This window comes from Pseudomonas sp. ADPe, from assembly GCF_014843515.1.
In the GTDB taxonomy this organism is placed as follows: Bacteria; Pseudomonadota; Gammaproteobacteria; order Pseudomonadales; family Pseudomonadaceae; genus Pseudomonas; species Pseudomonas citronellolis.
Map to the genome: position 1 here is coordinate 891,843 of NZ_CP062122.1, position 20,238 is coordinate 912,080.

Sequence of the window (20,238 nt, forward strand, 5' to 3'; positions counted from 1 at the left end):
GGCCGGATGGCTAGCAGCTCACCTCGGCGTTACGGCGGGTGTAGTAGAACCAGGTCACGACGATGCACAGGGCGTAGAAGACGATGAAGCCGTAGAGCGCCCACTCCGGCCCACCGGTCAGGTCGAACGAGCTGCCGAACGACTTCGGGATGAAGAAGCCGCCATAGGCCGCCACCGCCGAAATGAAGCCCACCGCGGCGGCGGACTCCTTCTCGCTCTGCAGCGCCTGCTGCTCGGCGGGCAGGCCGGGGAACAGGCGCGGCGTCTGGATGCGGAAGATCGCCGGGATCATCTGTGTGGTGCTGGCGTTGCCGACCCCGGAGAAGAAGAACAACAGCAGGAACATGGCCAGGAAGCCCCAGTAGGCCCCCGGCTGGTCCTTGATGCCGATGAAGAACAGCACGCCGCCGACGCACACGGCCATGGCGACGAACACCCAGAGGCTGATGCGGGCGCCGCCGAAACGGTCGGCCAGGCCGCCGGAGAAGGCGCGGCTCAGGGCGCCGATCAGCGGGCCGAGGAAGGCGAAGCGCAGCACGTCGACCTGCGGGAACAGGTGCCCGGCCAGCAGCGGGAAGCCGGCCGAGAAGCCGATGAAGCTGCCGAAGGTGCCGGTGTAGAGCACGCTCATCAGCCAGGTGTGCTTGCGCTTGAAGATCGCCATCTGGTCGCTGAACGAGGACTTGGCGCTGGCGATGTCGTTCATCCCGAACCAGGCGGCGAGGGTCGCGGCGATGATGAACGGCACCCAGATGAAGCCGGCGTTCTGCAGCCACAGCGGGGTGCCGGCGGCGGTCGTCTGCGGCTCGCCGCCCAGGCTGCCGAACACCGCCAGGGTGATCGCCAGCGGCACCAGGAACTGCATGACGCTCACGCCCAGGTTACCCAGCCCGGCGTTCAGGCCCATGGCCGCGCCCTTGGCCTGTTTGGGGAAGAAGAACGAGATGTTGGCCATGCTCGAGGAGAAGTTGCCGCCGCCCAGGCCGCACAGCAGGGCGAGGATCAGCATGATCAGGTAGGGCGTGTTGGGGTTCTGCACGGCGAAGCCGATCCACAGCGCCGGCAGCAGCAGCGAGGCGGTGGACAGCGCGGTCCAGCGCCGGCCGCCGAAGATCGGCACCATGAAGCTGTAGAAGATGCGCAGGGTGGCGCCCGACAACCCGGGCAGCGCCGCCAGCCAGAACAGCTGGTTGGGCGTGTAGCTGAAGCCGGCCAGCGGCAGCTTGGCCACCACCACCGACCAGACCATCCAGATGGCGAAGGCCAGCAGCAGGTTGGGGATGGAGATCCACAGGTTGCGCGTGGCGATGCGCTTGCCCTTGGCCTCCCAGAACGCGGCGTCCTCCGGGTGCCAGTCCAGCAGCACGAAGCTGCTGGGGGTGGACAGTTCCGGCAGGTCGCGGCCCTCGCGCTGCTCGGCCCATTCCACGCGCTCGGCCATGCGGATCGCGTAGTGCATCCAGGCCAGGGCGCCTGCGGCGATCAGGAACAGCAGCATGAAGCAGCTCTGCCAGACGCCGATGACGTCGTTGAGCATGCCGAAGGTCAGCGGCAGCAGGAAGCCGCCCAGCCCGCCGACCATGCCCACCAGGCCGCCGACCACGCCGACGTGCTGCGGGTAGTAGCTGGGGATGTGCTTGAACACCGCCGCCTTGCCCAGCGACATGAAGAAGCCCAGCACCACGATGACCGGGATGAAGCCGGCCAGGCCCAGGTGCAGGGAGAACTCCAGGTCCCCGCGCACGCCGCTGACGATGTAGCGCGTCGGCGGGTAGCTGAGCAGGAAGGTGCACAGCACCGACACGCCGAGGGTCCAATACATCACCCGGCGCGCGCCGTAGCGGTCGGACAGCCAGCCGCCGAGGATGCGGAACAGCGACGCCGGCACCGTGTACAGCGCGGCGATCACCCCGGCGCTGGCCAGGCTGACGCCGAACACCTGCATCAAGTAGTGCGGCAGCCACAGGGCCAGGGCGACGAAGGCGCCGAAGACGAAGAAGTAGTACAGCGAGAAGCGCCAGACGCGCAGCTCCGCCAGCGGCGCCAGTTGCTCCGCCAGGGGAATGGGCTGCTGCTTGCGCGCCTGGCTCTGCGGGTCGGACTTGGCCAGCAGCATGAAGGCCACGCCCATGGCCGCCAGCACCGCGGCATACACCAGCGCGGCGCCGCGCCAGCCCAGGGCCAGCAGCAGGAAGGGCGCGGCGAAGTTGGTGATGCCGGCGCCGACGTTGCCGGCGCCGAAGATGCCCAGCGCGGTGCCCTGGCGCCCCGGCTCGAACCAGGCCGAGGTGTAGGCGGTGCCGACGATGAAGCCGCCGCCGGCCAGGCCCACGCCCAGGGCCGCCAACAGCAGGCTGTAGAAGTCCGTGGCGAAGGTCAGCAGGTAGACGCACAGCGCCGAGGCCAGCATTACCAGGCCGAACACCCAGCGCCCGCCGTAGCGGTCGGTCCACAGGCCGAGGAAGATCCGCGAGATGGAGCCGGTCAGCACCGGCGTGGCCATCAGCAGGCCGAGCTGGGTGTCGGTCAACCCGAACTCGTCCTTGATCTGCAGACCGAGGATGGAGAACAGCGTCCACACGGCGAAGCAAAGGGTGAACGCCAACGTCGACAAGCCGAGGGCCCGGTATTGGTCCCGGGCGGGAACGGTCGTAACCATGCGCACGCAGTCCCTGGCGAGCGCCTCGAACGGCGCTTGCTCTACAGGCCCGGGGGCGAGTCCCGATACCGGCGGCTACCGGTCCACAGCGAATAACGTCGCACTCAGGCCAATCACGGTTGATGTTGCTGCTTTCGTTATCGTGGCACCGCTTTGGTGCAAGAACTGAGCGTAGACAGGTTCCGCGAGAATTCCAGAACGCCCGTGCAAGAGCGCTGCGAAGGCTGCGGCGCAAGTTGTCCCCTTGCGGGGACATCGCGGTCGCGCGTGGGGGGTAGAGTCGGGGCGATCCGACCGGCATCCGCCCACAAGCACAATAATCCCGGAGACGCACCGCGATGCACTGCCCTTCCACCGAGCCCCGGCGCTCGCTGTATTTCGACTACCAGGTCCACCCCGCCTTCACCGCCGCCGTGGGCGCCGCGCAGGCCGAGCGGCATGCGGTGGTCATCGTCGGCGCCGGGCCCATCGGCCTGACAACCGCGCTGGACCTGGCCCGCTACGGCATCCCTTCGGTGCTGCTCGAAGCCGAGCAGCAGGTCAGCGAGGGCAGCCGCGCCATCGTCTTCACCCGCCGTTCGCTGGAAATCCTCCAGCAGGTCGGCGTGGCCGACCGGGTGACCGCGGCCGGGCTGGGCTGGCGCTTCGGCAACTCCTTCTACCGCAACCAGCGGGTGTTCCGCATGGAAGCGCCGCAGGACGCCGACGACCGCTTCGCGCCCATGACCAACCTGCAGCAGCCGTGCCTGGAGCAGTACCTGGTGGAGGCCGCCCGGGCCAACCCGCTGATCGAGCTGCGCTGGGGCAACAAGGTGACCGCCGTGGCCCAGGCCGCTGACCATGCGCGCCTGGAAGTGGACACGCCCGCCGGCCCCTACGCCCTGGAAGCCCAGTGGGTGATCGCCGCCGACGGCGCGCGTTCGGCCCTGCGCTCCCTGCTCGGGCTGAAGCTGGAAGGCGCGGCCTACGAGGGCCGCTTCGTGATCGCCGACATCCGCATCCGCCTCGACCTGCCCACCGAACGCCTGGCCTTCTTCGACCCGCCGTGGAACCCCGGCAACACCGTGCTGATGCACCGCGAGCCCGGCGACATCTGGCGCATCGACTACCAGCTGCCGGCCGACGAGACGCCGGAGCAGGCCCTGGCGCCCGAGTCCCTGCGCGCACGCATCGACGCGCAGCTGGCCCTGGTGGGCGTGCAGGACCCGCAGTGGGAGCTGGACTGGTGCTCGGTGTACTCCGCCCGCGCGCTGACCCTGCCGGACTACATCCACCGGCGGGTGATCTTCACCGGCGATGCCGCGCACCTGCTGCCGATCTTCGGCGTGCGCGGGGCCAACACCGGCTTCCAGGACTGCAACGGCCTGGCCTGGAAACTGGCCCTGGCGCTCAAGGGCCTGGCCGGCCCGGCGCTGCTGCCCTCCTACAGCCACGAGCGCGTCGGCGCGGCGCGGGAAATCATCGCCGAGGCCGGCAAGAGCACCCGCTTCATGACCCCGCCCACGCCCGGCCAGCGCCTGGTGCGCGATGCCGTGCTGTCGCTGTCGCTGAGCCAGGCCTTCGTCCGCCCGCTGTACCACTGGCGCACCTCGCGGCCCCACGACTACACCGACTCGCCGCTGAACTGCCGCGACGACGACGATGCGGCGTTCCCCGCCGGCCCGCGCCAGGGCGCGCCGCTGCCGAACGTCCGCCTGGGCGAGGACGACTACCTGTTCGACCACCTGGGCGCCGCCTTCCACCTGCTGTACTTCAGCGAAGCCGGCGAACTGCCCGCAGACCTCCGGACCGAGGTCGCGGCCCTGCGCGAGCGGGGCATCCCGCTGCGCATCCTGGCCATAGGCGCGGCCGAAGCGGTGGACGGCGCCGACCTCAGCCTCGCCGACGCCGACGGCCACCTGCGCCGCAAGTACGCCGCGCAGCCGGGCGGCGCCTACCTGGCGCGCCCCGACCAGCACGTCTGCGCACGCTGGCGGCAACTGGACGGCGCCGCGCTGGGCCGGGCCATCCATACCGCACTGGGCAACGCCTGAGGGAACCGCCATGCAAACACTGACCATCGCCGGGCTGGAAAGCGTCTACGAACAACTGGCCGAAGCCCTGGACCGCGCGCCCCAGGCGCAGCGCGAGCTGTTCCTGGTCAAGCTGGCGCTGCTCGCCGCCGAGGCCCTGGGCGAGCCCGAACGCTTCGCCGAACTGACCGAGGCCGCCCTGCTGGACCTCTGAGCCCGGCCGATCCCCGGTCCGCCATGGCGGCGGCCGGGGTGCTACAGTGGCCGGCGCCCGCAACCCGCAGAACCCCGGAGGGACGTCGCGATGCAGTACTGGCCCCTGCGCGCCGGCAGCGTCGAGCACAGCCTGAACCTCGGCCACGCCGCCAACCTGTTCGCCCGCGTCGGCGGCAACCGCAGCCGCACCCTGGCCGCCGACCTGCTGCAGCTGATCGGCCCCGGCGTGCCCCTGGCGCAGTGCACCATCTTCGCCTACGCGCCGCGGCGCAACCCGCAGGTGTTCTCCTTCGCCGACCGCGCCCGCGACGTGGCGCTGCCGCGCATCTCGCACAACTACGCCGAACGCTTCTACAGCCAGGACGGCAACCAGCAGGCCATGGCCCGCCGCGGCCCGGCCGAGCGCATCCTGGTGCAGCGCCAGGGCATCGACGACATCGCCCACCCCGAGTACCGCCGCGTGTGCTACGAGCAGCCGCGCATCAGCGAGCGCGTGGCCCTGCTGGCCCACGGCGAGAACGAGCGCTGGCTGTCGCTGAACCTCTACCGCGGCCACGAGCACGGGCACTTCTGCGCCCGCGAGATGGACTACCTGGAAACCCTCGCGCCGCTGCTGATCCAGGCCGTGCGCCTGCACTACCGGGCCTGGCTGCAGGCCAACGAGCTGCCGCTGCTGCTGGCCGAACGCGTGGCCGCCCGCCAGCCGGGCCTGACCCTGCGCGAGCAGACGCTGCTGCGCCTGATGCTGACCGGCGCCGATAACCACGCCATCGCCGAGCAGTTGGGCGTGCGCCCCTCCAGCGCGGCCACCTACGTCAAGCGCCTGTACCGCAAGCTGGGCATCGGCGGGCTGCGCGAGCTGATCGGTTTGGCGACGCAGGCGCAGTGGGCCTAGCGCAGACGCCAGGCGGGCGCCGCGGAAAACCCCGGAAACGCTTTTGCCCGGCGGCGATCCGCAATTCCACGAACTGGCCTGACTTGGGACAAGGACTCCGGGGAATGGCGCGACCGAGCCTAGGTGTCGGCCGAAAAATTGTCGGACAATTCGCACGCCAATCTCTGCCCTCGACGGGAAGAAACTACACGCATGCCCACCCGGATCTTCGCCTTCATGATGTCGCTGGCCATCGGCCTGTCCCTGCTCGCCGGCTGGCAGATGCTGGCCATGAAGCGCGATGCGCTGGCCTACGCCCGGGCCAGCGGGCACAACATCCTGCTGCTGGTGGAACGCGAGCTGCACCGCGACCTGGTGGTGCATACCCAGACTCTGCAGACACTCAACAACGTGGTCGTCTCGCCGGACGCCCGCGAAGTCGCCGGGCCGGCGCTGGGCGCCCTGCTGCGGGGGCACGAGGACAGCGCCGGGGAACTGGGCACCATCGTCCTCACCGATGCCCGGGGCCAGCTGCTGCGCGAACTGCACCACCAGACCGAGGTACAGCGGGACCTGTCCGGGCGGGAATACGTCAGCGCGGTGCTGGCCGAACCGCAGCGTCTGCACCTGAGCCATCCCTTCCTGCCGTCCTATCCGGGCGCGGGGCCGAGCACGGCGCTCAGCCGCAGCCTGCTCGACGCGGACGGCAAGCTGATCGGCGTGGTGGCGGTGATCAAGGAGCTGCGGCGCCTGCGCAGCCTCATCGAGGACGTGAAGATCGACAGCAGCGGCCTGGTGTCGATCCGCCTGCTCGACGGCACGCCGCTGGCCCGGTGGCCGGTCGCGGGGCGCAGCAACAGCGAGGCGGAAAAGCGCGCCTTCGAGCACTTCGTCGCCAGCGGGCAGCAGGAATACGTGCACGACAACCTGGACGCCCCGCAACCGGCCTGGCACGGCTACAAGCGCGTCGGCGACTACCCCATGGCGGTCAGCGTGGAACTGGGGAGCGAGTGCGTGCTGCGCACCTGGAACGGCCGCACGGTGGTCACCAGCGGCCTGCTGGTGAGCTTCAACATCGCCACCGTGGCCATGGCCTTCCGCCTCAGTCGCTATCTGCGCGAACGCGCCGCCGCCGAGAACCGCCTGCGCAACCAGGCCTGCACCGACGCCCTGACCGGCCTGCACAACCGCCGCTGGTTCGACGACAAGGCCCGCCAGGAATGGCACCGCCACCTGCGTAACGGCGGCGACCTGGCGGTGCTGATGCTGGATATCGACCAGTTTAAGGCCTACAACGACCACTACGGCCACCCCATGGGCGACGTGGCCCTGGCGAAGGTGGCCGAACAGGTGCGCCAAGGCTGCCGCCGCGAGGAAGACGGCGCCGCGCGCTACGGCGGCGAGGAGTTCGTGGTCATCCTGCCCAACGCCGACCTGGCCGGTGCGCGCAAGGTGGCCGAGGACATCCGCCAGCGGGTGGAAGCCACCGCCCTGCCCCACGCCAAGGTCCAGCGCGGCGTGGTGACGGTGAGCATAGGCGTGGCCAGCACCTCGGCGAGCAAGGTGGAGAGCGTCGAGGCGCTGCTGAAGGTGGCCGACGAGAACCTGTACCGGGCCAAGGCGGGTGGGCGTAATCGGGTGGTGGGGTGACCGCCCATGGCGGGCTTGGCGTAGGGCGCATAACGCCTCCGGCGTTATCCGCCGCTTGACCTTGGCCACACACCGCTCGCTGCCGAGCCCGGAGCCGCCGTTGAAGAGCGCGCCGAGTTCAACCACGGAGTCGGTGATAGGTGAGGTGAGGGCTTGCTCGGGGACAGTGCTTGCCGGGGACTTTGGAGAGCCTTCAGAGCGCCCTCTCCCCAGCCCTCGGCTGCGCGCCCCGCCCTGAAGGGAGAGGGGGCTTGTCCGTGCCGAGAAAGGATCTGGTGTCAGCCGGGTAATCGGTACAAGCCGGCTAACGCCGAAACATCCGCGCACACCGAACGGTCCCCTCTCCCTTAAGGGAGAGGGTTAGGGAGAGGGAACAGAGGTGGGCTTGGCAGAGGAGTCACCGGGGAGCCTGTTCGCAAGCAAGCTCGCTCCTACCAACCCTGCAAACAAAAACGCCCGCGGATCACTCCGCGGGCGTTCTTTCATTCCAGCGCCGCCCCCCTCAATCCGGCAGCGCGAAGGCCATCACGTAATCCCCCTGGCGGGTGCCCAGGGAGCCATGCCCGCCCGCCATGACCAGCACGTACTGCTTGCCGTCCTTGCCGGTGTAGGTCATCGGCGTGGTCTGGGCGCCGGCCGGCAGGCGGCCTTCCCAGAGGACCTTGCCGTCGCGCATGTCGTAGGCGCGCAGGTACTGGTCCAGGGTGCCGCTGAGGAAGCCCAGGCCGCTGGCGGTGGTGATCGGCCCGCCCATGCTGGGCACGCCCATGGTCAACGGCAGCGGGAGGGGCGAGTTGTCGCGCACGGTGCCGTTCTTGTGCTTCCAGATCACTTTGTGGGTGGTCAGGTCCACCGCCGCCACGTAGCCCCAGGCCGGGGCCTGGCAAGGCAGGCCGATGGGCGACAGGAAGGGCGCCATGATCACGCCGTAGGGCGCGCCGGCGTTGGGTTGCACGCCTTCGGTCTCGCTCTTGCGGGCCGGGCCGCCGGCGACTTCCTCGCGGGGCACCAGCTTGGACTTGAAGGCCATGTAGTCGGGGTTGACGAACATGATCTGGCGCACCGGGTCGACCGACACGCCACCCCAGTCGAACACCCCGAAGTTGCCCGGGAACACCAGCGAGCCCTGCAGCGACGGCGGGGTGTAGATGCCCTCGTAGCGCAGCGACCTGAAGTCCAGGCGGCAGAGCATCTGGTCGAACGGCGTCACGCCCCACATGTCCTTCTCGCGCAGGGTGGTGGGCATGAAGTTCAGCTCGGACATCGGCTGTGTCGGCGAGGTGTGGTCGCCTTCCACCGCGCCTTGCGGCACCGGGGTTTCGTTGATCGGCACGATGGCCTCGCCGTTGCGCCGGTCGAGCACGTAGATGCTGCCCTGCTTGGTCGAGGCCAGCAGCGCCGGCTTGATGCCGTCGGCGGTCTTCAGGTCGACCAGGGTCGGCTGGCCGCCCACGTCCATGTCCCACAGGTCGTGGTGGGTGAACTGGTGGGTCCAGCGCACCTTGCCGGTGGTCAGGTCCAGCGCGGTGACGCCGGCGCTGAACTTCTCCGCCTCGGGGGTGCGGTTGCCGCCCCACTGGTCGGGCATCTGGTTGCCCATGGGCAGGTAGACCAGGCCGAGCTTCTCGTCGACGCTGGCCACCGACCACATGTTCGGCGAATTGCGGGTGTAGGTTTTATCGGCGGCGATGGGCGCGGTGGCGTCCGGATTGCCGCTGTCCCAGTTCCACACCAGGTGGCCGTCGCGCACGTCGTAGGCGCGGATCACCCCGGAAGGCTCGTCGGTGGAGACGTTGTCGGTGACGTGGCCGCCGATGATCACCAGGTCGCGGGTCACGGCCGGCGGCGAGGTGGAGTAGTAGCCGCCGGCGGTGAAGCTGCCGATGTTGGCGCGCAGGTCGATCTCGCCCTTGTTGCCGAAGCCTTCGCAGACCTTGCCGGTGTCGGCGTCGAGGGCGATCAGGCGGGTGTCGGCGGTGGGCACGAACAGGCGTTTCGGGCAGCTGCCGGCGGCCGGCGCCGGGCTGGCGACGGTAGTGCCGTCGGCGGCCTTGACGGCGTAGGCGGCCTCGTCATGGTAGGCCACGCCGCGGCAGGTCATGTGCGCCCAGCCCTTGAAGTTGGCCGCGTTCTGCGTGCTCAGCTTGGGATCGAAACGCCAGAGTTCCTTGCCGGTGTCCGGGTCCAGGGCGATCACCTGGCTGTGCGGGGTGCACACGTAGAGCTTGCCGTTGACCTTCAGCGGGGTGTTCTCCGCGGTGGTCTCGCCCGGATCGTTCGGGCCGGGCAGGTCGCCGGTGCGGAAGGTCCAGGCCAGCTTCAGCTGGTGGACGTTGTCCGGGTTGATCTGTGTGAGCGGCGAATAGCGGTCGCCGAAGGCGGTGCGCCCGTAGGCCTGCCAGTCCCCCTCGGGCTGCGCCGGGGCGGCGTTGGGCACGCCGGCGCTGGCGCGGTCGATGCGCCCTTCGATGCGCCCCGGGTTGGTGAACTGCGAGGCGATGGCGGTGGCGCCGGCCAGCACCACGGCCAGGCCCAGCAGCGCGGTGGCCTTGGGCGCCGGGCCCGCGCTCAGCAGCGGGCGGCGCAGCCAGGGCAGCAGCAGGACGATGCCGAGCGCGAACCACAGCGCCAGGCGCGGCACCAGTTGCCACCAGTCCAGGCCCACTTCGTACCATGCCCACAGGGTGCTGCCCAGCAGGAACAGCGCGTACAGGCCGATGGCGGCGGCGCGGCCGAGCACCAGCAGCACGCCGGTGACGACCAGCACCACGCCGGCCACCAGGTAGTAGAGCGAGCCGCCCAGGCTCATCAGCTTGACGCCGCCGGCCAGCAGGGCCAGGCCCATCAGCAGCAGCAATAGTCCGAGCAGGCTCGGCAGCAGGCGTGACCTGCCAAACGCACCGTCAGTGCTCATGCGTGTTCTCCTTCGGTCTTTCAGTGAGCGGGTACTGCTTGGGTTCAGAACTGGTATTGGAGGCCGGCGCCGGCGTACCAGGAGCGCCCCGGAGCGGCCTCGTAGTAGCGGCCGTTGCTGTCGCCGACGATGACCGAGCCGACGTACTGGCGGTCCAGCAGGTTGTCCAGGCGCAGCAACTGGTGGAAGGTCCAGGGGCCGTAGCGCTGTTCGAAGCGGGTGCGCCAGTTGAACACCACGTAGCTGGGCGCCGGCTTGTCCTCGTTGCTGTCTTCAACATAGACCTTGCTGCGGTACTGCCCTTCGAAGCCCATGCTGATGTCCTGGCGCGGCTTCCACACCAGCTCGCCGTAGAGGCTGCTGCCGGGCACGCCGGGCAGGTGGTTGCCCTTCTCGATGAGGTTGCCGCCCTCGACGAAGTCTTCATCGTAGGTGGCCTCCAGGCGGGTATAGGCGAGGGTCGCGCCCCACTGCTCGTTGAGCTGGCTCTGCACGCCCAGTTCGAAACCGCGGCGCAGGGTCTTGCCGGCGTTCTGGTAGCTGGTGCGGCCGCCGGTGGAGCTGGCAACGACGATCTCGTCGTCGGTGCGGATTTCGAAGACCGCCGCGTTGACCCGCGTGTTGCCGCCGACCTTGGCCTTCAGGCCCAGTTCGTACTGGGTGCTGGTGGCCGGGTCGAGGCCGAAGTTGAAGCTTTCCACCAGGCCCGGGGCGTAGGCCATCTCGGCCTGGGTCGGCGTCTCGAAGCCCTTGCCGGCGCTGACGTAGCCGTGCAGTTCGGGGGTGAAGGCGTACATCACCGACAGCGATGGGGTGTTCTGCTGGTACTTCTTCGAGCCGCTGGAGTCGCCGTTGGCCAGGTAGTGGTCGTCCACCTCCATCTTCATGGTGCTGTGGCGCAGGCCGGCGTCGAAGGTCCAGTCGCCCAGCTCCCAGCGCGCCTGCACGTAGGGGTCGAGGCTGGTGGCGATGTCGTCCTCGTCGCGGCGCAGCTCGCCCTTCACGCCCAGCAGGTCGCCGCTGTAGTTCTGGTAGCCGTGGCGGTCGTCGCGGCTGCGGTCGTAGTCCACCCCCGTGGTGACGGTCAGCTCGCCGGGCACCCCATGCACCGGCTGGATCCAGCGCAGGGTGCCGCCGTGGAATTCGCGGTCGAAGTCCACCACGCCGCCGCCGCGCTGGGTGTTGGAGACCACGCCCCTGGGGATCGACAGGTACTGGATGACGCTGCGCTGCCCGGCGTAGAGGTTGAACTGCAGGGTGGCGTCGCCGAAGTAGCGCTCGTAGTTCATGCCCACCTGCTGATGGTCGATGCTTTTGCGCGTGTCGTAGGTCTCGGCCGCCGATGCCACCGAGCGCGGGTCGTGCTTGTAGGCGTCCCAGGTCTGGCCCAGCGGGTCCTGCGTGTTGTTCTGCTCCAGGCTGCTGTAGATCAGCGCCAGGCGGCTGTCGTCGTCGGGCCTGAAGTTGAGCTTGGCGAAGGTCTGGTCGCGGCGCGCGGCGCTGTGGTCGCGGTAGCCGTCGGTGTCCATGCGTGAGGCGTCGAGGAGGAAGCCGGCCTTGTCGTTGCCGCCCTCGGCGTAGAGGTGGTTCTTGTTGAAGCCGTCGCTGCCGAAGGTGGTTTCGGCGCCCACCTTCGGCGGGCCGGAGCCATCGCGGCTGAACATCTGGATCACCCCGCCGGCGTTGCTGCCGTAGATAGTCGAGGCCGGGCCACGCAGCACCTCGATGCGGTCGGCCACATCGAGGTTCAGCGTCGCTGCCTGGCCCTGGCCATCCGGCGTGCTGGCCGGGATGCCGTCGCTGAGCAGCTTCAGCCCACGGATGCCAAAGGCCGAGCGGGCGCCGTAGCCGCGCGAGGAAATCTGCAGGTCCTGGGCGTAGTTCTGGCGGTTCTGCACCACCAGGCCGGGCACCCGCGGCAGCACCTCGGAAAGGTTGACGCCGAGCTGGCCATCGCCGATCTGCGGCTGCTGCACAGTGTCGATGGAGAACGGCAGGTCGAAGCTGGAAACCGGCGCGTAGGCGCCGGTGACAACCATCGGGGCGAACACCTCGTCGGCGGGCACGGCGCTGTCCGTGGCAAGGGCGAAGGTGCCTGTGCTCAGGCCCCAGAGCAGCAGCGGCGGCTGCAGGGTCATGGCGAGGCTGAGCGGGCGAAAACGCAAGGTCATGCTGGGGTTCCTGCTCCCTGCCCCGGCGCTGGCCGGGGCCTTGGTGATGACTGGGCGGCTCAGAAGCTGGACTGGATCTTCAGGCCGGCGACCAGGGCGTTGTCCACCTCGTAGACGCCGCCGGGATGCTTGATGTACTGCAGGTTCGGCCGCACCGTCAGCCAGTTGGTGACGTGCACCCCGTAGTACAGCTCGGCGTCGTATTCGCTGTGCTGCACCGGCTGGAACAGCGGGTTGTCGTAGTCGTCGAGGCCGGCGATTTCGTTGACCTGCTTCTGGTGCCTGGTCACGTCGTCGTTGATATGGATTCGCGCCACCGCCAGGCCGATGTCGTCCTTCGGCCGGGCATCGAACAGGCCTTTGTAGACCGCGCCGACCTGCTGGTAGTTGTCGATGCTATTGGTCGCCTGGTCATGCACGGTGAAGTTGGCGAACAGGCTCAGGCCACGCGAGGCGTCGCCGTCGTGCGCGGTGACCTGCTGCTGCGCCACCACCCACCAGCCGTGCTTGCTGCCGTGGGACTTGAAGGCGTTGCCGGTCAGCGCCTGGGGCTGGCCGTTCACATCCTCGTAGACGTCGTCGGCCTTGGCGGTGCTGTAGTAGTAGCCCAGGCGGTATTCGCCCGGCAGCCCACCCACCTTCGGCGACCACACCAGCTCCACCGGCAGGATCGCGCCCTTGGTGCCGCTGCCGCTGAGCTTGAAGCCGTTGCCGGTCTCCAGGTTCGAGGGGTTCTGCTCGTAGGCGCCGACCTGCACGAAGAACTCCGGGCTCAAGTTGTACTTCACCCGCAACGCCCACTGCGCCACCGGCCAGTTGTACCAGATGCCGCCCACCCAGTTGCCCACCTGGGAGCCGCAGAAGGCCAGGTTCTGGAAGTCGCAGGGGAAACTGTTGAAGTCCTCGCCCTCGCCGAACTGGCCGACCTTGATGTCCAGGGCGTCGTCGAGGAAGGTCTGCTTGTACCACATCTGCGTCAGCCGCCAGGTCTGGCCGCGTCCCCAGACCTCCTGCACCGAGCTGAGCTGGCCGGCGCGCGGGTCGCTGAGGCGGTCGTTGGAGAGGTTGTTGCCATTGCGCTCGGTCACCGTCAGCTGGAACTCCGCGCCGTGCCAACCGAGGATCTTCTGCAGGTCCAGGTGGGTGCCCAGCGCCCACTGGTCGGTGTAGCGCGCGGTCTTGTCGTCGTTGTAGCCGCCGTGCAGGTTGCCCGCGGCCTCGCCGACGTAGTCCAGCTTGAAGTCGTAGCCCTTCTCCAGCAGCTCGCTGCGGGTGCCGCCCCAGTCCCCCAGGCCCCACTTCGAATCGGCGGAAAAAGCCTCGTCGCCATGGGCGCCGCCGGCCAGCAGGGCGAGCAGCCCCAGCCCCGGGGCGAGATTGCGGGCGGTGATCATGGGGGCTATTCCTCCTGGCAGCCTGAAGCGAAAAAGCGCCACCCGGCCCGCTCCCCAACGGGGCGCGAGCCGCATGGCCAAACGAAAACTGTAGAACAGGGGCCGACGCAGCGCTCTGGCGCAGCCATTCCCCCTGCCCCGGAAAACCTGCGCAGCCTTGAGACAGCGCTATCTTTTGCAGGTGAAAAAAACGCCCGGTCAAAGGCGATGCGCACGTTACTGCCCGCGCGGGCTAATCGCCAGACGCAGGGCTGGCAATATTATTTTTCATATCCCGTAATAATCCAGCCCACTGGCGAAATACTTTCCTCAATAACCGCACGAAAATCAGGGCAATGGCGACCCACAGGTTTGCGCCTGCAAGGCCCTGCGACGACATGCAGTCTCCCGCGCGCAAAAGACAGCGCTGTCCAAACACATCCCCAAACCACCACCGGCACGGCGCTGGCAGCCCGCGCCCGGCTCCGCTACCTTGGCCGGGCCATCGACGAAGCGAGAATCCCCATGCCCCTTCCGCACGCCGCCCGAGGCCCCCATGGCCCGCGCTGACACGGCCAGCGCGCCCACGCCGCGCATCGACGAAGAGCTGACGCTGAAGAAACTGGAAGTCTTCCTGGCCTTCATGCGCACCGGCAACCTGGCCCGCGCCGCCGCCGAGCTGGGCACCAGCAACGTCAGCGTGCACCGCGCCATCCACTCCCTGGAAAGCGCCCTGCGCTGCCCGCTGTTCAAGCACGAGGGGCGCACGCTGACGCCGCTGGAAAGCGCCTTCGTGCTGGAGGAACGCGCGCAGAAGCTGGTGCAGGACGTGAACGAGACGGTGCGCCTCACCCGCGAGGCCGCCGGCTTCTCCGCCGAGCGCTTCAAGCTCGGCGCGCTCTATTCGCTGACGGTGAAGACCGTGCCGCAGCTGATCATGGGCCTGAAGCTGCGGCGCAGCGAGCTGAACATCGATCTCATCCTCGGCTCCAACGTCGACCTGTTCTACCAGTTGAAGAACATGGAGCTGGACGCCATCCTGGTGTCGCTCAACGAGAGCGTGGCCGACCCCGACTGCGAGCAGCTGCCGCTGTTCTCCGACGACATCTTCCTCGCCGTGCCGGTGGATTCGCCCTATGCCGAGCAGGCCGAGATCGACCTGGCCAGCCTGAAGGACGCGCCCTTCGTCACCCTCGCCCAGGGCTTCGCCACCCACCAGGACGGCGTGCGGGTGTTCCGCCAGGCCGGCTTCGAGCCGCACATCGCCATGCAGGTGAACGACATCTTCACCCTGCTCAGCATGGTCAGTTCCGGGGTGGGCTACGCGCTGCTGCCCAAGCGCATCGAGGCGGTGTACGAGAACCGCGTGAAGCTGATTCCGCTGCAGGCGCGCTACCGCCTGCAGCAGCGCATCGGCGTGGTGTTCCTGCGCGCCAAGGAGCGCGACCCGAACCTGCTGGCGCTGCTCGCCGAATGCCGCATGTACAGCATGCGCCACGAGCAGGAAGCGGCGCGGGCGGGGGCCTGAGGCGCCCCGCCCGCTTTTCTCAGCCGGCCACTAGCTCAACCCACCAGGCCGCGCACGCAGAAGTACAGCAGCGACGGGCCGAGCAGACAGCCCAGGCCGGTGTGGAAGGTGGCGGTCAGCGCGCCGTAGGGCACCAGGCGCCGGTCGGTGGCGGCGAGCCCGGCGGTGACGCCGCTGACGGTGCCGGCCAGGCCGCCGAAGACCATCGCCGAGCGCGGGTTGTCCAGGCCCAGCAGGCGCGCCGAAACCGGAGTGAAGACCATCACCAGGATGGCCTTGATCAGCCCGGTGGCGATCGACAGCGCCATCACGTCGGAACTGGCGCCCAGCGCCGCGCCGGTGACCGGGCCGACGATGTAGGTGACCGCGCCCGCGCCTATGGTGGTCATGCTCACCGCGTCGCGGTAGCCGAACGACCAGGCCACTATCACCCCGACGATGAACGGCAGGATGGTGCCCAGCAGCAGCGACACCGCGCCGATCAGCCCGGCCTTGCGCGCCTCCGTGGCCTGCACCTCGAAGGCCGTGGCGACGATGGCGAAGTCGCGCAGCATGGCCCCGCCCATCAGGCCGATGCCGGAGAACAGCGAGAGGTCGGCCAGGCCCTTCTGCCCGCCGCTGAGGGTGCCGCCGACCCAGGCCAGCACCAGGCCGATGAGGATGGCGATGGCCGAGCCGTGGACGCGGCCGAAGGTCAGGTGGCGGGAAATCAGCACCGACACCCACATGATCACGCCCACCACCGCGAAAGCGGTGACCAGGCCGTTATGGATGAGCGCGTTCTCGACGATCTGCCACATCTCAGCGCCCTCCCACCGGGGCGGCGCCCAGGTCTTCGGCGCGGTCCTCGCGCGGCAGCGGCTCGCCGCGGTGGGTACGGCTGATCAGCGCGATGGTCGCGCCGCACACCAGCACCGAGCCGATCGCCGCGAGCAGCGCCACCGGGCCGCCGTGCAGGGCGGTGACCACGTTCTGCTGGGCGGCCATGGCGACTACCACGGGAATGTACATGGCGCCCCAGAAGCCCACGCCGAACTCGCATTCCTTGCTCAGCCCGCCGCGCTTGTGCATCGCCAGGCGGGCGAAGATCAGCAGCAGCATGGCGATGCCGACGCCGCCGACGTTGGATTGCACGCCGAGCAGCACGCCCAGCAGATCGCCCAGGATCACGCCCGCGAGCGTGCAGGCAGACAGTAAAGCGACACCGTAGATGATCATTGTTGTTGTCCTCGGTTGGTCGTTGGGGTTGGGGGTGTTGGGACCGGCTCAGGGGTCGCGGCGTTCCTCCTCGCGCAGCAGCGCGTCCAGGGTGTCCGCGTTGGCACCGTCGAAGGCGATGGCGGCGGCGCCGAAGCAGGGCTTGGCCAGGCCGCTGAGTATGCGCCCGGGCGGCAGCTCCAGGTGCAGGCGGGCGCCGCGCTCGTAGGCGCTGCGCAGGGTCGCGCGCCACTCCACGCGGCGCGCCATGTTCCAGGCCAGGTCGGCGGCCAGGGCCGCCGGCTCCATGACCAGGCGCGCCGTGCTGCTGCTCAGGTAGCGCAGCCGCGGGCGCTTCAGTTGCACGCCGGCGAAGGCTTCGGCCAGGCGCGCGGCGGGTTCGGCCAGCAGTTCGCAGTGCGAGGGCACGCTGACCGCCAGGCGCTTCGCCGCGCTGGCGCCATGGGCGCGGGCCAGTTCGGCGATGGCTTGCAGGGCCTCGTCGCTGCCGGCCACCACCAGTTGCCGTTCGGCGTTGATATTGGCCAGGTAGACCGGGCGTTCGGCGCTGTGCACCTGGGCCAGCAGCGGTTCCAGCTGCGCCTGCTCCAGGCCGAGGATGGCGCTCATGCCGTAGCCGCTGGGCCAGGCCCGCTGCATCAGCTCGCCGCGCAGGGCGACCAGGCGCAGGGCGTCGGCATAGGCCAGGGCACCCGCGACCACGGCGGCCGGATAGGCGCCGATGGACAGCCCGGCCACCATCGCCGGCCGATGCCCGCGTGCGCCGAGCAGGCGTGCCGCGGCGACACCGGCGATCAACAGGCACAGCTGCACGGCGCGGGTAGAGGCCAGGGCCTCGGCGCTTTCCAGGCTGGCCATGGACTGGCCGAGCACGTCCGCCGCCTCTTCCAGGCAGGTGCGCACTTCCGGCTCGCCGGGCAGCGCCGAGAGCATGCCGGGATACTGCGCGCCCTGGCCGGGGAAGGCGAAGAAGCTGCTCATGCGGCCACCTCGGCACGCGCCCAGGGATCGGCCAGCAGAACCGGCGCCTGGTCGCCCTTGACCATGACGCGGGCGCCCTCCCCGGCCCATTCGGCCAGGGCCAGGCCACCGGCGGGGGTCTGCAGTTGCAGGTCGATGCGGCAGGCGGCCTGGTTCAGTTCGGCGAGCAGCGCGCGGGCCGCATCGCGGGAAAACGGCTGCGGAGTGCGCAGCAGCAGGTCGAGGTCGCTGGCGTCGTGCAGCACCGGCACGCCGGTGGCCAGTTCGAAGCCGGCGCCGCCGGTGATGCCCCAGGCCAGGCCGCTGGCGTCCAGCACTTCGCGCACTTGGCGCAGGGCCTGCCAGGTGGGCAGCTCGCGTTGCGGCACGACCTGGCGCAACGCTTCGGGCATGGAGCAACGCTGCACCGCGGCTACCGGCAACCAGCCCGCCCAGCGCTGCTCGCGGCTCCGCCCGCGCAGGCCGACGGCCACCCAGCCATCCCGTGCCGGCGCGCGGCGCACGACAACCGGCCAGCCGGTTGCCAGCACTTCGCCCGCCCAGGCCGGAGCGTCCTCCGGCAGATGCTCGGCGCCCATGCCCCAGAGCAGGTCATGGGCGCGGAAAAGGTCAGGAGCGGGCCGGTCCCGGCGCGAGCCCCGCTGTGAGCTATCGACGATGGCCATGGCCCGCTCCTGAGTTCTCACCACTGCTCGCGCAGCAGTTCGCGCACGCGGCTGGAGGCCGCGCGGTTGGCTGCGCCGAGGCGGCCGCGCAGGTCGCGCGGGTCGCCGGCGATATCGTCCAGGGCGCGGCACAGGCTGGCTTGCACCTGGGCCACGTCCGCTTCGCCGGGCGCGTCTATGGACGGCACTTCGAGGCTGTCCCACAGCAGGCCGAGCGAGGCGTAGCTGTCGATGTCGTAGGCCATCGGCGGCACCGTGGCGGCCAGGCGTTCCAGTTCCTCGACGCTGCGCAGGGTGATGCGCGCGGCGGCGGCCTTGCCCATGGCGTGGACCATCACCCCCGCATCACGCAACGCGATCAGCCGGTTGGCCTGGTAGCCATGGGCGAGGAAGGCGCCGGACATGGCCTTGCCCACCAGCAGGCCGATCACCGGGTGGCCGGCGAGGCGCGCGCGGGCATAGGCGTCCACCGCAGCGGCCAGAGCCTGGTGGATGCCCAGGGCTTCCTCGCGGCGGCCGTAGGCCTGGCTGGGCACGTCGACGATGGCGACCAGGGCGCGCTTACGCGGCGCATCGCGGTCGGCCTCGATGGCCTCGTCCACCGCCGCTGCCAGGCGCCAGCCTTCGAGCAGGCCGACCTCGCCGTTGCGGGCGCGGGGGAAGGGATTCTGCGCATCGGCAATCACCGCCAGGTAGCGCAGCGGCTGGCCGTCCAGCTCGGCGTCGGCCACCCGCAGCGAGGCGCCGTCCTGCGCCCGCGCGGGCTGTTCGCCGGCCAGCGCCTGGAACCAGGCCAGGCCGCGGGAAGAAGGTGCTTGGCTCATTGCGCGTCTCCTTGGTTCAGGCCGGCGTAGAGGTGGCGCACGCCGGCGGCATCGATCTGCTCGCTCGTATCGAGGCTTTCCAGGCGCGCCAGGAAGTCCCGCGCGCGGCGGCTGCGCGGGTGCGCCGGCAGGCCCTTGGCGAAGTAGTCGCGCACCGCCTGATGCAGGGTCCCCAGGTCATCGGCCAGGCAGGCATCGGCCAGGCCGCTGGCGGTGCGTTGCTCGCCGCCGGTGAGGCTCCAGATGAACGGACGGTCGCGGGAGTCGTATTCCTCGATGCCGGCTTCCTGCTCGATCACCTGCGGGCCGTTGAGCCCCAGGCGCGCCTCGCGGGTGACCAGCACGTAGCTGCACAGCCCGGCGGCGATGGACATGCCGCCAAAGCAGCCGACCGGGCCTGCGACCAGCGCCACCACCGGCTGGTACTGCTGCAGGTCGACGATGGCCGCCTGGATTTCGGCGATGGCCGCCAGCCCCAGGTTGGCCTCCTGCAAGCGCACGCCGCCGGTTTCCAGCAACAGCAGCGCGCGGGTGGGGATGCCCTGGCGGTTGTCCTCGGCGGCCAGTTCCAGGGCGCCGGCGATCTTCGCGCCGCTGACCTCGCCCATGCTGCCGCCCTGGAAGGCGCCTTCGATGGCGGCCACCACCGCCGGCTGGCCATCCAGGGTGCCGCGGGCGATGACCACGCCGTCGTCGGCCTGGGGCACGATGCCCTGCCCTTCCAGCCAGGGCGACTGCACGCGGGCGAAGGGGTCGATGAGTTCGCGGAAGCTGCCGGCGTCCAGCAGTTCGCGGGCGCGCTGGCGGGCGGAGAGTTCGGTGAAGCTGCGCAGGGCCAGCAGCTGGGCGACGTCACTCATGGCCGGCCTCCTCCAGCGCCTGTTCCAGGCGCAGGCGCACCACCCCGGGGGTGGCGCCGAAGTCGTGGATGCAGATCTGCGCGGCCGGCGCCGGCACGGCGGCGAACAGCCGCTCGAAGAGTTGCTGCCAGCGCGGCGCGCTGCCGTTCACCGAGGTCACCACCTCGATCTTCAGGGCGCCGGCCGGGGCCGGTTGCAGCAGCACCTCCAGGTCGCCGGAACCGACGCAGCCCACCAGGGCACGGCCACGCACCGACGAAGTGGCGGGGTATTCGAAGGACAGGGTTTCCATG

16 protein-coding genes are annotated in these 20,238 nt (G+C 69.7%); 5 read left to right on the plus strand and 11 right to left on the minus strand.

Features of this window, described 5'->3' with window-relative positions:
• Nucleotides 1-10 precede the first annotated feature (10 nt).
• A complete protein-coding gene (locus IG194_RS04070; RefSeq protein ID WP_058490505.1) occupies nucleotides 11-2,659 on the minus strand; it encodes a nitrate/nitrite transporter in 2,649 nt (882 codons plus the stop codon).
• 338 nt (nucleotides 2,660-2,997) lie between these two features.
• On the opposite strand from IG194_RS04070, the gene IG194_RS04075 reads away from it, so the two are divergent.
• From IG194_RS04075 to IG194_RS04090, 4 genes are all read left to right on the plus strand, one after another.
• Nucleotides 2,998-4,692: an FAD-dependent monooxygenase gene (locus IG194_RS04075; protein WP_058490507.1), complete on the plus strand. Its 1,695-nt coding sequence runs from the start codon at nucleotides 2,998-3,000 to the stop codon at nucleotides 4,690-4,692.
• A gap of 10 nt (nucleotides 4,693-4,702) precedes the next feature.
• Nucleotides 4,703-4,885: a hypothetical protein gene (locus tag IG194_RS04080; RefSeq protein ID WP_009621747.1), complete on the plus strand. Its 183-nt coding sequence runs from the start codon at nucleotides 4,703-4,705 to the stop codon at nucleotides 4,883-4,885.
• 90 nt (nucleotides 4,886-4,975) lie between these two features.
• On the plus strand, nucleotides 4,976-5,782 hold the full coding sequence (locus tag IG194_RS04085) for a helix-turn-helix transcriptional regulator (protein ID WP_058490510.1): 807 nt from the start codon (nucleotides 4,976-4,978) through the stop codon (nucleotides 5,780-5,782).
• 192 nt (nucleotides 5,783-5,974) lie between these two features.
• Complete coding sequence (locus tag IG194_RS04090) at nucleotides 5,975-7,411, plus strand: sensor domain-containing diguanylate cyclase (RefSeq protein WP_009621745.1); 1,437 nt, start codon at nucleotides 5,975-5,977, stop codon at nucleotides 7,409-7,411.
• Nucleotides 7,412-7,913: 502 nt separating this feature from the next.
• Here IG194_RS04090 and IG194_RS04095 read toward each other — a convergent pair.
• Genes IG194_RS04095 through IG194_RS04105 form a run of 3 tightly spaced genes read right to left on the minus strand, consistent with a single transcriptional unit; the run spans nucleotide 7,914 to nucleotide 13,890 of the window.
• A complete protein-coding gene (locus tag IG194_RS04095; protein ID WP_058490512.1) occupies nucleotides 7,914-10,325 on the minus strand; it encodes a glucose/quinate/shikimate family membrane-bound PQQ-dependent dehydrogenase in 2,412 nt (803 codons plus the stop codon).
• Nucleotides 10,326-10,369: 44 nt separating this feature from the next.
• The gene (locus tag IG194_RS04100) at nucleotides 10,370-12,496 is read right to left on the minus strand and encodes a TonB-dependent receptor family protein (RefSeq protein ID WP_082996345.1); all 2,127 of its coding nucleotides are present in this window, start codon (nucleotides 12,494-12,496) and stop codon (nucleotides 10,370-10,372) included.
• 59 nt (nucleotides 12,497-12,555) lie between these two features.
• Nucleotides 12,556-13,890 carry a carbohydrate porin gene (locus IG194_RS04105; protein ID WP_058490514.1) on the minus strand — a complete coding sequence of 445 codons (1,335 nt, stop codon included), beginning with the start codon at nucleotides 13,888-13,890 and terminating at the stop codon, nucleotides 12,556-12,558.
• Between the two features lie 535 nt (nucleotides 13,891-14,425).
• Between IG194_RS04105 and IG194_RS04110 the strand changes: the two genes are divergently transcribed.
• Nucleotides 14,426-15,397: a LysR substrate-binding domain-containing protein gene (locus tag IG194_RS04110; RefSeq protein ID WP_052267717.1), complete on the plus strand. Its 972-nt coding sequence runs from the start codon at nucleotides 14,426-14,428 to the stop codon at nucleotides 15,395-15,397.
• 35 nt (nucleotides 15,398-15,432) lie between these two features.
• Here IG194_RS04110 and madM read toward each other — a convergent pair whose 3' ends face one another.
• The 7 genes from madM to IG194_RS04145 are packed head-to-tail and all read right to left on the minus strand — an operon-like array spanning nucleotide 15,433 to nucleotide 20,237.
• Nucleotides 15,433-16,197: a malonate transporter subunit MadM gene (madM, locus tag IG194_RS04115; RefSeq protein ID WP_043314735.1), complete on the minus strand. Its 765-nt coding sequence runs from the start codon at nucleotides 16,195-16,197 to the stop codon at nucleotides 15,433-15,435.
• 1 nt (nucleotide 16,198) lies between these two features.
• Complete coding sequence (gene madL / locus IG194_RS04120) at nucleotides 16,199-16,615, minus strand: malonate transporter subunit MadL (protein WP_043314736.1); 417 nt, start codon at nucleotides 16,613-16,615, stop codon at nucleotides 16,199-16,201.
• A gap of 48 nt (nucleotides 16,616-16,663) precedes the next feature.
• Nucleotides 16,664-17,596, minus strand: a complete 933-nt coding sequence (gene mdcH / locus IG194_RS04125; protein WP_058490515.1) for a malonate decarboxylase subunit epsilon — start codon at nucleotides 17,594-17,596, stop codon at nucleotides 16,664-16,666.
• A complete protein-coding gene (locus IG194_RS04130; protein ID WP_058490517.1) occupies nucleotides 17,593-18,261 on the minus strand; it encodes a malonate decarboxylase holo-ACP synthase in 669 nt (222 codons plus the stop codon). Before IG194_RS04130 ends, mdcH begins: the two co-directional genes overlap by 4 nt.
• 17 nt (nucleotides 18,262-18,278) lie before the next feature.
• Nucleotides 18,279-19,085: a biotin-independent malonate decarboxylase subunit gamma gene (gene mdcE / locus IG194_RS04135; protein ID WP_058490519.1), complete on the minus strand. Its 807-nt coding sequence runs from the start codon at nucleotides 19,083-19,085 to the stop codon at nucleotides 18,279-18,281.
• On the minus strand, nucleotides 19,082-19,945 hold the full coding sequence (locus IG194_RS04140) for a biotin-independent malonate decarboxylase subunit beta (RefSeq protein ID WP_058490522.1): 864 nt from the start codon (nucleotides 19,943-19,945) through the stop codon (nucleotides 19,082-19,084). Before IG194_RS04140 ends, mdcE begins: the two co-directional genes overlap by 4 nt.
• Entirely contained in the window at nucleotides 19,938-20,237 is a 300-nt protein-coding gene (locus IG194_RS04145; RefSeq protein WP_058490523.1) for a malonate decarboxylase subunit delta, read from the minus strand. The genes IG194_RS04140 and IG194_RS04145 overlap by 8 nt, the downstream gene beginning before the upstream one ends.
• Between the last annotated feature and the right edge of the window lies 1 nt (nucleotide 20,238).

What these genes read in the sequence shown, in the direction of transcription:
- IG194_RS04070 (WP_058490505.1), bottom strand. Translation starts at nt 2,659, where the DNA reads ATGGTTACGACCGTTCCCGCCCGGGACCAATACCGGGCCCTCGGCTTG.
- IG194_RS04075 (WP_058490507.1), top strand. Translation starts at nt 2,998, where the DNA reads ATGCACTGCCCTTCCACCGAGCCCCGGCGCTCGCTGTATTTCGACTAC.
- IG194_RS04080 (WP_009621747.1), top strand. Translation starts at nt 4,703, where the DNA reads ATGCAAACACTGACCATCGCCGGGCTGGAAAGCGTCTACGAACAACTG.
- IG194_RS04085 (WP_058490510.1), top strand. Translation starts at nt 4,976, where the DNA reads ATGCAGTACTGGCCCCTGCGCGCCGGCAGCGTCGAGCACAGCCTGAAC.
- IG194_RS04090 (WP_009621745.1), top strand. Translation starts at nt 5,975, where the DNA reads ATGCCCACCCGGATCTTCGCCTTCATGATGTCGCTGGCCATCGGCCTG.
- IG194_RS04095 (WP_058490512.1), bottom strand. Translation starts at nt 10,325, where the DNA reads ATGAGCACTGACGGTGCGTTTGGCAGGTCACGCCTGCTGCCGAGCCTG.
- IG194_RS04100 (WP_082996345.1), bottom strand. Translation starts at nt 12,496, where the DNA reads ATGACCTTGCGTTTTCGCCCGCTCAGCCTCGCCATGACCCTGCAGCCG.
- IG194_RS04105 (WP_058490514.1), bottom strand. Translation starts at nt 13,890, where the DNA reads ATGATCACCGCCCGCAATCTCGCCCCGGGGCTGGGGCTGCTCGCCCTG.
- IG194_RS04110 (WP_052267717.1), top strand. Translation starts at nt 14,426, where the DNA reads ATGGCCCGCGCTGACACGGCCAGCGCGCCCACGCCGCGCATCGACGAA.
- madM (WP_043314735.1), bottom strand. Translation starts at nt 16,197, where the DNA reads ATGTGGCAGATCGTCGAGAACGCGCTCATCCATAACGGCCTGGTCACC.
- madL (WP_043314736.1), bottom strand. Translation starts at nt 16,615, where the DNA reads ATGATCATCTACGGTGTCGCTTTACTGTCTGCCTGCACGCTCGCGGGC.
- mdcH (WP_058490515.1), bottom strand. Translation starts at nt 17,596, where the DNA reads ATGAGCAGCTTCTTCGCCTTCCCCGGCCAGGGCGCGCAGTATCCCGGC.
- IG194_RS04130 (WP_058490517.1), bottom strand. Translation starts at nt 18,261, where the DNA reads ATGGCCATCGTCGATAGCTCACAGCGGGGCTCGCGCCGGGACCGGCCC.
- mdcE (WP_058490519.1), bottom strand. Translation starts at nt 19,085, where the DNA reads ATGAGCCAAGCACCTTCTTCCCGCGGCCTGGCCTGGTTCCAGGCGCTG.
- IG194_RS04140 (WP_058490522.1), bottom strand. Translation starts at nt 19,945, where the DNA reads ATGAGTGACGTCGCCCAGCTGCTGGCCCTGCGCAGCTTCACCGAACTC.
- IG194_RS04145 (WP_058490523.1), bottom strand. Translation starts at nt 20,237, where the DNA reads ATGGAAACCCTGTCCTTCGAATACCCCGCCACTTCGTCGGTGCGTGGC.